Raw genomic sequence first — 13,718 nt, 5'->3', positions numbered from 1 at the left:
TATGTCTGATTCATTCCCACAGCATTCGGGTGAGCCGCTCAGCGATGATCAGTTTCTGACCTCCTGGGCTCGTATCAGCCTGGATTTTGGCCATTCTGGGATTGAGGTTGCTCACGATACCGAACCTGTTGCAGATGATCCCACCGAGCGTCTGCGCCGGGAGATTGAGCAGATGATCGGCGCTATTCGCCAGTCGGCCAAGGGGGATTCTTCGTCTACCGACCCGGTGGTTCAGCGGCTAGAGGGCATGAACGTGACCCCGGAGTTGCTGGAAGAGATGCTCTCTGCCGAGGCAGAGGCCGACTCTATTCCCGATTCTGAGCGCGCCGCAGACGAACCCGAGGAACCCCGGGGCCTGCGGCCGAGAGCCAATAATGACATGGTGGTGGTTGACCTTACCATTCCGCCGACCACCCCGGATGCTGAGGATAACGCTGAGAACGACTCCGCCGAGAACGGCGATACCCTCGAACCTTCCGAAGACTTTGACCCGGAGTTTGACCGCCGGGTGAGCGAAGCCAGCAGCGAAGACGTGGTGCAGGCCCTGGTGCTTGCCAGCGTTGACCTGCCCGAGGTGATGGTCTATGAAGCAGATGAAGACCACGTTGATGTGTTTGTGCTCTGCCTTCAGCTCGACGACGAAGCGATGGTAACAGCTCACCTGGGAGAAGATGGCAAACTCACCAAGGGTAGCGACTTTGAGGAGTTCGCCGAGAACCTGCTCGAGCACCTGCCCGCCCGCGGCGGCCTCTGCGCCACCGAAGACTCCTATTCGGTTCAGGCTCCGGTGACCGTGCTGGGGGAGGAACTGCGCTTGGACGCCGACTCACTGGTGGCTGCCCTCATCGAGCTTGAAGCCCCTGAGGTTCCCACGCTGGTAGCCGATACCTTCGTGGCATCGCCGGTCAGCGCCGTCCCCGCAGATAACGGCTGGACCATGATTTCCACCGACCCGGTTTCCATGCTCAACCTTTTGCGCAGCCTGGCTAAGCCCGCTATCGTGGCGGAGTCCAACGGCACCAACCACCACCTTTCTTTTGTGGTGCCGGGTGGCCACGGCCGTGCCTCGGGCTTTGAAAAAGGTACCTGGGGCGAGTGGATGAACAGGGTGGTGGGCGATCCCGTGCCCGACGATACCGATTCCGGTGCCGTGATCGACCTGCACTGGGGCGCGCCCAAGACGCTGACCCGCTACGTTCCGCAGAACTCTTTTGCCCTGGATACCCTCTGGACTCTGCCGGGTAACCTGCCGGAGCCGCTGAACTTTGTGCGAACCAATGATGAGGTGGAGAACCTCAGCTGGATTTACGGCCTGGACGAAACCGCCACCAAGCGCCTGCGCAACTATGTGGAGGATTCTGCCTCGGAGCTGGGCATGGAGTCTGTGCTTCAGCTGCTGGACCTTCCTGATGAGCTCTCTAAGATAGTGCTGGGCCAGTTCGATATCGAGACCCTGGCCGGGCACAAAATCTACTTCCCCGATATGGGCGTGGGTGAGGTGGTGAAAGAGTCGCTGACCGCCTACCCCAACGGGGATGACCGCCTCTCCAGCGTCTCGCGCCAGCTGATGGACCGCCCCTGGATTTTTGCGGTGGACGGCGCTGTGCAGCTTTCCGCCTCGGCTCTGCTGGCGGGTATGGCGGCTCGGCGCAGGGCCCGCGGCCAGTCAGCACGCACTGCTGCCCTGGGGGCGCTCGCCCTGTTTGGCACCGGCCTGGCAGAGTTCGCGGTTTCCCGAAGCTACCAGAAGATGAAAGACCTCAACGCCGATGGTAAAACCCGGCTGGGCAAGGGCCAGAAGGAGCTCTCGCTGATGGAAGAGCTACAAAACTCTGCGGAGGAAACTTCTCACCCGGTGCAGGAGCCGGGCGTCTCTCTCCAGCAGATGAGAGAAAAGGCGGAATCTTTTGCTAAGAAAGTCCGCAAGAGGTTTAAGAAATAGGTGAGACAGCGTGCGCTGGAGTGTTCCCCAGCGCACGTTCGTTTATCCACTGTTCAGGGGGCATTAGCGGTAAACTCTCAGTGTCAGATTTATTTCACACGGAAAGAATTTTTATCATGGTACTCAATGAAACTGCTGAAGCAGGCCTGGGTAAAAAACTCGAACTCATGAATCACGACTTCGGTCGCTTCGCTGTTCGAGCTGTTCTCGCAGGCATCTACCTCACCATCGCTACCGCCTTCTCCGGTGTGGCAGGCTACGCCGTTGAACAGCTGGCACCCGGCCTGGGCGGCATCGTTTTTGCCTTCCTCTTCGGCTTCGGTCTCTACGCAATTATTATTCTGGGCGCCGAACTGGCAACCGGAAACATGATGTTCAGCTCCTACGGGGCAACCACCGGCCAAACCACCTGGGGTAAGGCAATCTGGCTGGTAATTGTTACCACCATCTTTAACCTGGTGGGCGCTATTTTGGTTGCTCTGTTGCTGAGCCAGTCCGCTAAATTCGCTGGAATGGACCAGACCCACCTGATTTCCACCCTCACCGAGGGCAAGCTAGAAAAGTCAGCCTGGGGCGCCTTCCTCGAAGGTATCGGTGCTAACTTCGTGGTCAACATGGCAATCGTTGGCGCTTCCTTCTCCAAGGATTTGGTCTCCAAGTTCTTCACCATCATCGCCTTCCTGGCCATCTTCGTTGGCCTGGGCCTGGAACACGTGATCGCCAACTTCTCGCTGATGACCATCACCTTCTTCTCAGCAGACCCCCTGCCCGCCTCCATGACCTTGGGCTCGGTGCTGCTGAACTGGCTGATGGTCTGGCTGGGCAACTTCGTGGGCGGCGGCCTGCTCATTGGCGCGGTCTACGCCTGGCTGAACAAGACCAAGACCGTCTACAAGGACTAACTTTTCGCCTTACGGGGTAAGGCTCCTGCGGGGTGCCGGTCAGCCGACACCCTTAACGCCAGCCCCGAGCCAGTCGGCTGACCGGCACCCCGCAGTCGCTGTTCCGAAAGACAGCCTGCTAAGTTCAGTAATGCGCTCCTTGACTCATCCACGAGTGAGGGAGCGCATTTCTATGCCACAATAGTGCCTGTGAATCTCCTCATTCAGAAGGCCGCCGCCCTGGTCAGCAACCCCGACATCGACTGGGAACGCCCCAGACCGCACGGGTATCTGGCGCGCGACATCATCGGCTGGTTAATCACCCTGCTTCTCATCGTGATCCATCTTTTGAGTCTGCAGGGGCTCGGCATGGAAATGTTCCAGGACATCAACGAGTTTTCTCTTTACTCAACCACCGCGGCAATGACCCTTCCGCTCATTATCCGCCGGGCCTTTCCCCTCACCGCCATGATTGTGGGAACCGTGCTCTTCTTCGTGCTGGGGAGCATCGATGTTCTCGCCGGAGTGCAGCTTGGTTTTCAGGCCTGCTATTTTGCCCTGATTTACTCAGCAATTGCCTGGGCCACAGACCGTAAGATTTTGGGCGTTGTTACCTGGCTGATGATTCTGGTTGTGATGCTCTGGATTATCACGGGCTGGGTTATCACCGGCTCAGCCTACTTCATGACGGTCGATCCCAACGCCGATACCGCAGGCCCCTTCTCTCCCAGCACCGCCAGCCTTATCGCGGGCGTCCTTATCAACACGGTGTACTTTGGCGGCGCTATTGCTTTTGGCCGTTCTTCCTACCACCGGGCCTACCAGCAGGCAGTTCTTGAACGCCAGGCTCTTCAGCTTGAACAGAATGCTGAACAGATGGCGGCAGACGCGGCGACCAAAGACCGTCTGCGCATAGCCCGCGAGCTTCATGATTCGATTGGGCATCACGTTTCTGCTATCGGTATTCAGGCCTCAGCCGCGCGCCGACTCCTGGACAAGAGCCCCGAAGCTGCCGGCCTACCCCTTGAAAACATTTCTTCCAGCGCCCGGTCAGCTGTTGATGAGATGCGCTCAGTTCTGGGCGTGCTCCGCGCTGAGGAAGCCGATGGTACCGGGGAGACCACCCGCGATGAGCCCCAGCTCGCCGAGATCGAGACCCTGGCGGCCAAGTTAGAACCTGCCAACCTGAGGGTGGACGTAAGCCGGGTGGAGCACCAGCCCGGCGCGCTCGACCAGCTCAGCCGCGGCGTCCAGCTTTCCTTCTACCGCATAGCGCAGGAGGCGCTCAACAACACGGTCAAGCACTCCGGCGCCCGCAACGCCTGGCTGAGCTTGCGTACCGGTGAGTCCGGCGGTGGTTGGGTTGAAATAGAGGTGGTGGACGACGGCGTCTCGGCTGGCTCCTGTGACGGCAGCGGCCTCGGCCTGAGGGGCTTACGGGAGCGCGCCACAGCACTGGGAGGAACCTGCCAAGCGGGGCCGCGCAAGGGGAGTGCAGGCTGGCGTGTTCGGGTGAGAATTCCGTATTCATTTTCAGCAGAGACAGCCAGTGGGCGGGGAACAGACCAATGAGCGCCATTCAGGTTTTATTAGCAGATGACCAAGACCTTATTAGGTCTGGTCTGAGCATGATTCTTTCGGTGGAAGAAGACATCGAGGTGGTGGGACAGGCCTCTAACGGCCAGCAGGCGCTTGAGCTGGTGGAAGAACACCGCCCGGATATTGTGCTCATGGACGTGCAGATGCCGGTGATGGACGGCATTGAAGCAACAGCGCAGCTCACCCAAAGATTTGCCGACACCAGGGTGATTATGCTGACCACCTTTGATCGAGAAGATTACCTTTTCGATGCTCTGAGGGCCGGGGCAGCTGGCTTTTTGCTCAAAACCGCAGCTGCTGACGAGCTGGTAGATGCTATCCACGAGGTGCAGGCTGGCCACGCTCTTCTGGCGCCGAAAATGACTCTTCCCCTGATTCGGCGCCTGGTGGAGCATGAGGGCGATGCACCGCAGCAGAAGGCTGAATTGTCGCTGACCCCCGAACAAGTGTTGATTCTCAATTCGCTTACTGCCCGCGAGAAAGAAACCTTGCATTTGCTGGCTCAGGGGCTGACCAACGCTGAAATTGCGGAGGAACTCTTTGTGGGGGCTCAGACCGTCAAAACCCACGTCTCCTCAATCCTTGCAAAGACCCACTCTAGAGATCGGGTTAATGCCGCTATCTTTGCCCATCGGGTGGGGCTGGCTCGCTAGCATTTTTGCAAATCCCCCGGTGATATCCCCCGTGCGGGGGAGTACCTGCTCGGTTCGGTTCTCTACTCTGTTAGGTAACAGATACACACCATATTTGGGAGAACCATGTTAGTTGAACAGGGCAGTATCGAGGTCTGTAACCTCACCAAGACCTACGGGAGTAAAACCGCGGTCTCCAACGCCAGCTTCACCGTTGAACCCGGAGCGATGACAGGCTTTCTCGGCGCAAACGGAGCGGGGAAGACCACCACCATGCGGATGATGATGGGCTTGCTTGAACCAACCAGCGGGGAGGTGCTCTATGGAGGGCGACCGCTCAACCTAGCAGATCGTGTCTCTTTTGGCTACATGCCGGAGGAACGGGGACTTTACCCCAAACAGCCCATTCTCAACCAGCTGATCTATCTGGGGCAGTTGCGGGGAATGACCGCTACAACCGCTAAATCCCGTGCCAGTGACCTACTGGCAGAGCTGGGCCTGGGGGACCGTCTCAAAGACAAGCTCGAATCCCTTTCTCTGGGCAACCAGCAGCGGGTACAGATTGTCGCTTCGATTCTGCACCGGCCTCAGGCGCTTATTCTTGATGAACCCTTTTCCGGTCTTGACCCTCGGGCAGTAGACACCATGGTTGATATGCTGCACTCGCTGATGCGTGAGGGCGTTCCGGTTCTCTTCTCCTCCCACCAGCTCGATTTGGTAGACCGGCTCTGCGACCGGGTGGTGATTCTTCACCGAGGCGAAGTTAAGGCAACCGGCGGCGCTGAGGAGCTGCGCGAGTCGGGGCCGGTACGGTTCCGCTATCGGTCAGAGCAGGACGCCGCCTGGTTGAGGGAGGTGCCGGGGACCGAGGTGGTAGACCTCGCCGGCCCCAACGCCCTACTTGAAATAAGCGACCGAACCCAAACCGCCGCCGTCCGCCAGCAGATTCTAACCCGCGGTCTTGAGCACGGCATGACTGAATTTTTCCGCGAGCTACCCACTCTGGGCGATATCTACCGAGGAGCCACCCAGCAATGAACCAGAAAAATGCATGGCGCACCGTAGCGGTGCGCGAAATCATGGTTAAGCTAACCGACAAGTCCTTTATCTTCAGCACCCTCTTTTCGCTGGCAATCATTGTGGTGAGTATCGGCGCCGGAGCCTACTTTGGTAATAAAACCACCGACTACACGGTGGGCTATACCAACCAGTCTGCCCAAGCAATCATCGATTCGGCCAATCATTCCCTGGAATCCTCAGGTTCAGATGACAGCCTGGTAGCAGAAAACTTCGCTTCAGAAGATGAGGCCCGGGCGGCTCTCGAAGCAGAGGATGTAGACGCCCTGCTCTCACCCGCTGATTCCGGCTGGGAACTGGCCTATGCTGAAAGTTCAGATTCCTCGCTGACAAACCTGATTGAGCAGAGCGTTGTCTCCACCACTACAGCCGCGAATGCGGCTGAACAGGGTATTTCTATGGACCAGCTCACCGCAGGATCTAGCCTAAAAGTTGAGACTCTCAAGGGTGAAGATAACTCTTTTGCCGCCATGATGGTGGGCCTCGCCTTCGCCATGATTTTCTATATGGCAATTATTGGTTTTGGAGTGATGATTGCCCAGTCTGTGGTTGAAGAGAAACAGAATCGCATTGTTGAAATCATCGCTACCGCTATTCCCATTCGCCAGCTGCTCATCGGCAAAATCGTGGGAAACATTGTTCTTGCGGTGGGCCAGATTGCCCTCTACCTGATAGTGGGGCTAACCGGAGCAAACCTCATGGGTGCCCTGGACGAGTTTGGCTGGGTACTCTCCTCAGCCGGTTGGTTCGTGGCCTTCTACATCGTAGGTTTCTCGACCATCGCCACGACCTGGGCTGCCGTGGGGGCTATGTCGTCTCGCAATGAAGACATTGCCAGCTTGTCAACACCGATTATGATGCTCTCGATGGGAGCCCTCTTCGGAGGCATCTATGCCTCGGGCACCATGCTTCAGGTGCTCTCCTTCATCCCGATTGTTTCTTCGATTGCCATGCCCATGCGCTTGCTGACCGAAAACGTAGCCTTCTGGGAGCCACTACTGGCCCTGATGCTGTGCGCGGTGGCGGCAGCGCTACTCACCCTGCTCGGTGCCCGCATCTACCAGAACAACATCATGCGGGCGGGCTCGGCAGTAACGTGGAGACAGGCCCTGAAAAAGTAAGCCCCTCAGACCCTGTGCAGAGATAGCACAAAACACACCGCTTAATCCGGGGAAACCCCTGGATTAAGCGGTTTCTCTTTGGCATAATTTTGCAGGTACTCGATGCGCGCGATCCCTCTCACTCGCGCGACATTGCGTTCAACAGAAACTCTAGGAACGGCTCGCCCCACGAGCGCTGAACTTTAGTTTCGCACAAACATAGAAACAGGAGAGTCCACAAAAGTGGCTGTTAAAATTCGTCTGAAGCGTATGGGTAAGATCCGCGATCCTCGCTACCGTGTTGTAGTGATGGACTCACGCAAGAAGCGTGACGGTCGTGCGATCGAGGAAATCGGCATCTACCAGCCGACCGAAAACCCCTCACTCATCCAGATCGATTCTGAGCGTGCTCAGTACTGGCTGTCCGTAGGCGCTCAGCCTACTGACCAGGTTCGTGCACTGCTCAAGCTGACCGGTGACCTGGCAGCAGCTAAGGGTGAAAAGGCTGAATCAGCTGTTAAGCCCGTTGAAGCTAAGCCCGAGTTCGTAACCCCCGAAAAGGGTTCGGTCATTCTTCCCGAGGCTATCACCCCCAAGGGCGAAGAGAAGGCTGAGGAAGAAGTAGCAGAGGCTCCCGCAGAAGAGGCAGCTGAAGAAGCAGCTTCTGAGGAAGCAGCTGAGTAATCATGTTGGCAGATGCACTCGAGCACCTCGTTCGAGGAATCGTCAGCAACCCCGACGATGTTCAGGTGCGCTCGCGTAGCGGGCGTCGCGGTGAAACACTAGAGGTTCGGGTTAACCCCGATGACCTTGGCCGTGTGATTGGCCGTTCTGGCCGTACCGCCAACAGCATTCGTACGGTGGTTGACGCGCTAGGTATTGATGACCACGTTCGCGTGGACGTTGTAGATACCGACCGCAAACGCTAACTGAATAGCTTTGAAATCCCCGGGTGGCTAGTCCGCCCGGGGAGTTTCTTTTATGGGCAGGTTCTGGGCTATTGGACGAATCTGTATCCTCAAGGGCTGCTATGATTGCCGAGTGTCCATTTTTGTACCGTTTTTGGCTGGTTTTCGGTATAAAAGTGGCCTCTCGGGAAAACACGTTGGGGACAAGGTACAAGTTTCTTCTTGCCGGGCTGACGTAGGTACACCTGTGTTCCCTGGGTACACATCTAGATGTGTACCCAGGGAACACAGGTGTACTTTTGGCTTCTTAACAGGAACTTGTGTGTACCTGAGGTCTATCTACAGAAATCTAGGTGTACCGAGAGCTTGTTTCCGCAGGTAATCCAGGCTGGCCTATGTCGCAGGTGCTGGTTTTGGGTGGTAGAGGGTTGAGGTGAGCTTCTGGGGCTAAGTTGTGGGGTCGGTTGTCGTGTGTTTGTTGGGGTATTGTAGACACAGATTTGTCCTATAAGCCCGAGTCTGTTTCCTCAAGGGCTACCCTGGCTCCCGAGTGAACATTTTTAAGACCGTTTTATCCGCCAACTAGATAACTGCTCCACCGGCGACAAAATAGTTATCTGGGCACACTTTGGTTCTAGCACTCCTTGGTAGACTGACAACAGATTGATTTGCCCCAACTTCAAAGGACGATTGTGCAAGTACAGGTAGCACGCATTGGCAAGCCCCACGGTATTCGCGGTGAGGTCACGGTTGAGCTTTTCACCGATAACCCCGAGGCACGTTTTGCCAAGGGCGAGACCCTAGAGATTGAAAACTTCAGGGCTGGGTCAGAGGTTGCCCGCATTGCACCGGCTGGCCAGCTCACCGTGGCTGGCTCCCGCTGGAACAAGAAAATCCTGGTCGTCCGCTTTGAAGAGGTCACCAGCCGCAACGATGCCGAGGTGCTACGCAACACCCGCCTGGTCTTTGACTCCTCCGAGGTAGACGAAGACGAAGGTATCTATGAGCACGATGTTCTGGGCCTGCCCGTTTTTCTGCTCAGTGAGGTTCCCGAGGGCGAGCTTCCTCAGGGAGAGGGCATTGGTAAGGTCTCAGGTCTACAGACCATGCCCACCCAGGACCTTCTGCTCATTGAGCTGAATAACGGCCGAGAAGCCATGATTCCTTTTGTTGAGGAACTGGTGCCCGAGCTCGATCTCGATGAAAAGTTTGTGCTGATTGACCCTCCCGCTGGCCTGCTCAATCTCGGCGAAGAAGAGAACGAAGAGGGCGAGGAATCCTAGCCCGTGCGTATTGACGTTATCTCGATTTTTCCCGACTACCTTGCCCCTCTTGAACTTTCCCTGCTGGGTAAAGCCCGCCAAGAAGGCCTGGTAGACGTGCAGATTCATAACCTGCGCGATTTTGCTTTTGACCGCCATAAAACGGTAGACGATACCCCCTATGGCGGCGGCGCGGGAATGGTCATGAAAGCCGAGCCCTGGGGTCTTGCCCTTGACCGCGTACTGGCCCAATCGCCCGTCCTACAGTCTTCTGCCGGGGCAGATCAGCCGCAGGACGACGCCGCCGCGGCGTCTGCCCGCGCGGAAGGGGAGAAGCCCCTGCTGATCGTCCCTTCGCCGGCGGGAACTGTTTTCAACCAGCAACTCGCCTACGAACTGGCACAGGAGGAACACATTGCCTTTGCCCCCGCCCGCTATGAGGGCATAGACGAGCGGGTGCTGGACTGGTCAGAGGAGTCTTTCCGCGTGATGCCCGTTTCCATCGGCGATTATGTGCTCTACGGTGGGGAAGTAGCGGTGATGGTCATGCTCGAGGCAATTATTCGCCTGATTCCCGGCGCTATGGGTAACCCCGAGTCCCTGGCAGAGGAATCCCACACCGGCGGTTTACTAGAGTACCCGGTCTATACCAAGCCGGCGCAGTGGCGGGGGAGAGAGGTGCCCGAGATACTTCTTTCGGGCAACCACGGTGCCATTGCCCGCTGGCGGCGCGATGAGCAGATTAAGCGCACCTTTTCCAGGCGCTACGACATGATTGCCTCAGCCAGCGATGAGATGTGGGACAAAAAAGACCGCAAACTGCTGATTGAGTTGCGAACCGAGCGGAAGAAACAGCTGAGGGCGGCCAAGCAGGCCCAACAGCTCCAGCAGGAAGAAGAAAATCAGCAAGAGCAAGCTAGATAACAGCGCTAAGTCTTTGCAGCTGGCGCTTTCAGTGTCATAATTAATGCTTGTGTTCACTCTGGGTACGCCCCTGCCGCAGGGGGATGAGCGGCCTCAACAGTGTGAACCGTAGCCACCGCAACCGGTGACTATGTAGAAACGTTTCTTCGCGGCAGCAATAGTCTGCCGGTACCAACCGGCCAAGACACTGTGCGCGAAAGTAGAACGAGAGTATTAGACCTGCGGCTGATACCTTGTGGAGAAATCAATGCAGAAGCTTGACTTCATCGATAACAAGTCCCTCCGCGACGACATTCCCGAGTTCGCACCCGGCGACACCCTGAATGTACACGTCAACATTGTTGAAGGTAACCGTTCACGTGTTCAGGTCTTCAAGGGCTTTGTTGTGGGCCGCCAGGGCGCAGGCATTCGCGAAACCTTCACCATTCGTAAGGTTTCCTTCGGTGTTGGCGTTGAGCGTACCTTCCCCGTACACTCCCCGATCATCGACAAGATCGAGGTTGTAACCCGCGGTGACGTACGCCGTGCGAAGCTCTACTACATGCGCGACCGCCACGGTAAGGCTGCTCGTATCCGCGAGAAGCGCGAAAACAACGCCTAAGGTCGAGGGCTTATCAGAGTATGACCGCAAGGTCTGATTCTGCTTTAGGGCGCCAGTCCCGGTTTCGGGGGTGGCGCCTGTTTGTGCCCGCGGCTTTGCTCGCCTTCGTGCTCCTGCTGATTATTCGGCATTTTTTCTTAGAGGTCTATATGATTCCCTCTGAGTCAATGGAGCCCTACCTGGAACCGGGCGACCGCATTATCGTCAACCGGCTGGCCGGCGAGGTGCACCGCGGCGACGTGGTGGTTTTTGACGGCGAGGGTTCCTTTTCTCCCTATGTTTCAGCTTCTCCCTGGCTCACCGATCCGGTGGGAACCGGCGCCCAGTGGTTGGGGATTGAAGGCTCAGATACCATCTACGTCAAACGTGTGATTGGTGTAGCTGGGGATAGGGTGGAGTGCTGCTCTGACGGCCACCTCAAAGTTAATGGCCAGGTGCTTGAAGAACCCTATCTCTACCCCGGCAACACTGCCTCTGAGACGGAGTTTTCGGTGGAGGTTCCTGCTGGCCGCATGTGGGTGATGGGCGATCACCGGTCAGTTTCCCGCGATTCGCGGGCGCTTCTAGGTGCCCCCGGTGGCGGCATGATCCGCACCGAAAAAGTGATTGGAAAGCCAATTTTTATTGCCCTACCCGCAGACCGCGCCGGTCGGTTGGGCCACTAGATTCAGTTGTGAAGCTACAGACGGTTTTGCCAGGTAAGGTGGATAGACTGTCTGTAGCTTTTTCTCGTTCAGGAAGGTTTCTGCTATGGCTGACCCTAATACTCCCGTCAATTCTTCTGGGGCAACCCCTGCACCCGGCGAGCCCGAAACTCGTCGCAGCCGCCGCGAGCGGGAAAGAAGCGGCGTGGGCGCTCAAATCAAGGAATTCCTGCTGGTTATTCTTTATGCGCTACTAATTGCTTTCCTTCTGAAGACCTTTGTTCTGCGCGGTTTCTTTATTCCCTCGGGTTCGATGGAGAACACCCTGCAAATCAATGACCGGGTGTTTGTCAACGTTGCGGGCTCTGCCTTTGGCGATGCCAAGCGCGGCGACATTATTGTGTTCAAAGACAGCCAGGGCTGGATCGATAGCTCTACCCAGGAGACCAACCCGATTCGTTCTGCCCTCTCTTTTGTGGGCATCTTGCCCGATTCCTCGAACAACTACCTGGTCAAGCGCGTAATTGGTGTGGGCGGCGACCACGTTGCCTCCACCTCAGACGGCAAGATTTCCGTCAACGGCGAGGTCATTGACGAGCCCTATATCTATCCCGGAGCGAACCCCACCGATATTCCCTTTGACGTGATTGTTCCCGAAGACTCCTATTTCGTGATGGGTGACCACCGCAATAACTCCGCAGATTCCCGCTACCACATCGAGAGCAACACTGCCTTTGTCAGCGACTCAGATGTTGAGGGTGAGGTCTTTGTGGTTGCCTGGCCGTTGAGCCACTTCACCTGGGTCTCTGGCGCAGAAGACGTCTTTGCCAATGTTCCCGACGCCGCCAACTAAGAGGCTAAGGAGTAGAGAGTGAAGGTTGCCGCCGCAACGCTTGAGACTGAGGAGCAGATTTTTGCCCGGGGTGTGGGCACCATCGCGGGTATGGACGAGGTGGGGCGCGGCTCCCTGGCCGGGCCGGTCTGCGTGGGGGTTGCACTGGTGGACGCCGCCACCCGGCTCAGCGTCGAGGGGCTGGTGGACTCAAAGGCACTGAGCGAGAAAAAGCGAGAGGCCATGGTGCCGGCGATTCGAGACTGGTGCGTGGTGGAGGTGGGCTATACCCAGCCCGCTGAAATTGATGCCCTGGGTATGACCAGGGCACTGCGGCTGGCAGGGCAGCGGGCCCTGGCGCGAGTGGCCGCCCGAGCGACGTCCTCCGTAGACTTCGTGCTCCTTGACGGTAAGCACGACTGGCTCACTGCCCCGGCCCCTGACCTCCTGGCCGGTTTGGATGAGGCAGAACTGCTCTATCAGTCTCTGGTGGCTGAGGCCTGGGGGAGTAGCGCTGCCTGGGAGGGCCCGGTCGAGACAGTCATCAAGGGTGACTTTAAGTGCGCTTCGATCGCGGCGGCATCGGTGGTGGCCAAGGTAGAACGAGACCATCTGATGAACGAGCTGGCGCAGCTTTACCCCAACTTTGGGTGGAAGAAAAACAAGGGCTACGGTTCGGCTACCCACCGGCAGGCGCTGGCAGAGCAGGGCCCCAGCATGGAGCACCGGCTGACCTGGAACCTGGGAGTAGACGAGGAGCAGATTAAGGCTGCCTACCTCCAACGAGCACAACAAAACCTGTAAGAAATCCTGGAGAGGAGAAGCCATGAGCGCAGAAGACCTAGATGGGTTTGAAGCCGAATCGCAGATGGCGCTGTACCGGGAGTACCAGAATGTCTCGGAGCTTTTTACCTACGTGGTAGAGACTGACCGGCGGTTCTACCTGGCCAACGAGGTGCAGGTTACCCCGCACACGGAGAAGGGAAGCCTCTACTTTGAAGTTGATCTAACCGATGTGTGGGTATGGGATGTTTTCAGGCCCACCCGTTTTGTGAAAAAGGTGCATATCTACTCGGTGAAGGACGTGAACGTGGAGGAGAAAGCCCAGCGAACCGATTTGACCGTTCCTGATTTCTCGGGCCCGCTAGAGCGAGATTAAACTGGGCTGAGCAAAAACCGGAGACCCCTCGGGCTCCGGTTTTTCTTTATCCACAGACAGCAACTTTTGGTAGCGATGTGAGCAAGTCGTCCACCGCGTGTCTGTGGAAACCGCGGAAAATCAGGGGCGATTTTTACGATTTTATCCACATGTTGGA

Annotated in this window: 15 protein-coding genes; all 15 read left to right on the top strand. The window is 57.2% G+C overall.

Annotation, left to right across the window (positions count from 1 at the left end; translation table 11 throughout):
* The first annotated feature begins 1 nt into the window (after position 1).
* The 15 genes from IEV00_RS02540 (at position 2) to IEV00_RS02470 (ending at position 13,561) form a co-directional block, all read left to right on the top strand.
* Positions 2–1,942 (top strand): hypothetical protein, encoded by a 1,941-nt coding sequence (locus IEV00_RS02540; RefSeq protein WP_188358751.1) that lies wholly within the window; start codon positions 2–4, stop codon positions 1,940–1,942.
* 116 nt (positions 1,943–2,058) lie between these two features.
* A complete protein-coding gene (locus tag IEV00_RS02535) occupies positions 2,059–2,844 on the top strand; it encodes a formate/nitrite transporter family protein (RefSeq protein ID WP_188358750.1) in 786 nt (261 codons plus the stop codon).
* Positions 2,845–3,033: 189 nt separating this feature from the next.
* The gene (locus tag IEV00_RS02530; RefSeq protein WP_188358749.1) at positions 3,034–4,395 is read left to right on the top strand and encodes a sensor histidine kinase; all 1,362 of its coding nucleotides are present in this window, start codon (positions 3,034–3,036) and stop codon (positions 4,393–4,395) included.
* Positions 4,392–5,075, top strand: coding sequence for a response regulator transcription factor (locus IEV00_RS02525; RefSeq protein WP_188358748.1), 684 nt, complete (start codon positions 4,392–4,394; stop codon positions 5,073–5,075). Before IEV00_RS02530 ends, IEV00_RS02525 begins: the two co-directional genes overlap by 4 nt.
* Positions 5,076–5,180: 105 nt before the next feature.
* On the top strand, positions 5,181–6,092 hold the full coding sequence (locus IEV00_RS02520) for an ABC transporter ATP-binding protein (RefSeq protein ID WP_188358747.1): 912 nt from the start codon (positions 5,181–5,183) through the stop codon (positions 6,090–6,092).
* Positions 6,089–7,252, top strand: coding sequence for an ABC transporter permease (locus IEV00_RS02515; protein WP_188358746.1), 1,164 nt, complete (start codon positions 6,089–6,091; stop codon positions 7,250–7,252). Before IEV00_RS02520 ends, IEV00_RS02515 begins: the two co-directional genes overlap by 4 nt.
* 222 nt (positions 7,253–7,474) lie before the next feature.
* Entirely contained in the window at positions 7,475–7,915 is a 441-nt protein-coding gene (gene rpsP / locus IEV00_RS02510; RefSeq protein ID WP_188358745.1) for a 30S ribosomal protein S16, read from the top strand.
* Positions 7,916–7,917: 2 nt separating this feature from the next.
* Positions 7,918–8,160: an RNA-binding protein gene (locus tag IEV00_RS02505; RefSeq protein WP_188358744.1), complete on the top strand. Its 243-nt coding sequence runs from the start codon at positions 7,918–7,920 to the stop codon at positions 8,158–8,160.
* A 671-nt stretch (positions 8,161–8,831) separates the two neighbouring features.
* Positions 8,832–9,422, top strand: coding sequence for a ribosome maturation factor RimM (rimM, locus tag IEV00_RS02500; protein ID WP_188358743.1), 591 nt, complete (start codon positions 8,832–8,834; stop codon positions 9,420–9,422).
* Between the two features lie 3 nt (positions 9,423–9,425).
* Positions 9,426–10,325 carry a tRNA (guanosine(37)-N1)-methyltransferase TrmD gene (gene trmD, locus IEV00_RS02495; protein WP_188358742.1) on the top strand — a complete coding sequence of 300 codons (900 nt, stop codon included), beginning with the start codon at positions 9,426–9,428 and terminating at the stop codon, positions 10,323–10,325.
* A 247-nt stretch (positions 10,326–10,572) separates the two neighbouring features.
* Positions 10,573–10,926: a 50S ribosomal protein L19 gene (rplS, locus tag IEV00_RS02490; protein WP_188358741.1), complete on the top strand. Its 354-nt coding sequence runs from the start codon at positions 10,573–10,575 to the stop codon at positions 10,924–10,926.
* A gap of 20 nt (positions 10,927–10,946) precedes the next feature.
* Positions 10,947–11,591 carry a signal peptidase I gene (lepB, locus tag IEV00_RS02485; RefSeq protein WP_188358740.1) on the top strand — a complete coding sequence of 215 codons (645 nt, stop codon included), beginning with the start codon at positions 10,947–10,949 and terminating at the stop codon, positions 11,589–11,591.
* 85 nt (positions 11,592–11,676) lie between these two features.
* Positions 11,677–12,423, top strand: a complete 747-nt coding sequence (lepB, locus tag IEV00_RS02480) for a signal peptidase I (protein ID WP_188358739.1) — start codon at positions 11,677–11,679, stop codon at positions 12,421–12,423.
* 18 nt (positions 12,424–12,441) lie between these two features.
* Positions 12,442–13,206: a ribonuclease HII gene (rnhB, locus tag IEV00_RS02475; RefSeq protein WP_229723022.1), complete on the top strand. Its 765-nt coding sequence runs from the start codon at positions 12,442–12,444 to the stop codon at positions 13,204–13,206.
* Positions 13,207–13,228: 22 nt separating this feature from the next.
* On the top strand, positions 13,229–13,561 hold the full coding sequence (locus IEV00_RS02470) for a DUF2469 family protein (RefSeq protein WP_188358738.1): 333 nt from the start codon (positions 13,229–13,231) through the stop codon (positions 13,559–13,561).
* The last annotated feature ends 157 nt before the right edge of the window (positions 13,562–13,718 follow it).

Source organism: Rothia aerolata, assembly GCF_014635585.1.
In the GTDB taxonomy this organism is placed as follows: domain Bacteria; phylum Actinomycetota; class Actinomycetes; order Actinomycetales; family Micrococcaceae; genus Rothia; species Rothia aerolata.
Note: the sequence above shows the minus strand (reverse complement) of the source record. Positions and strands in the feature narration are given on the sequence as shown.

Coding starts and splice junctions, on each gene's coding strand:
- IEV00_RS02505 (WP_188358744.1), top strand. CDS start 7,918: ATGTTGGCAGATGCACTCGAGCACCTCGTTCGAGGAATCGTCAGCAAC.
- IEV00_RS02535 (WP_188358750.1), top strand. CDS start 2,059: ATGGTACTCAATGAAACTGCTGAAGCAGGCCTGGGTAAAAAACTCGAA.
- IEV00_RS02540 (WP_188358751.1), top strand. CDS start 2: ATGTCTGATTCATTCCCACAGCATTCGGGTGAGCCGCTCAGCGATGAT.
- IEV00_RS02470 (WP_188358738.1), top strand. CDS start 13,229: ATGAGCGCAGAAGACCTAGATGGGTTTGAAGCCGAATCGCAGATGGCG.
- lepB (WP_188358740.1), top strand. CDS start 10,947: ATGACCGCAAGGTCTGATTCTGCTTTAGGGCGCCAGTCCCGGTTTCGG.
- rplS (WP_188358741.1), top strand. CDS start 10,573: ATGCAGAAGCTTGACTTCATCGATAACAAGTCCCTCCGCGACGACATT.
- IEV00_RS02520 (WP_188358747.1), top strand. CDS start 5,181: ATGTTAGTTGAACAGGGCAGTATCGAGGTCTGTAACCTCACCAAGACC.
- IEV00_RS02515 (WP_188358746.1), top strand. CDS start 6,089: ATGAACCAGAAAAATGCATGGCGCACCGTAGCGGTGCGCGAAATCATG.
- lepB (WP_188358739.1), top strand. CDS start 11,677: ATGGCTGACCCTAATACTCCCGTCAATTCTTCTGGGGCAACCCCTGCA.
- IEV00_RS02525 (WP_188358748.1), top strand. CDS start 4,392: ATGAGCGCCATTCAGGTTTTATTAGCAGATGACCAAGACCTTATTAGG.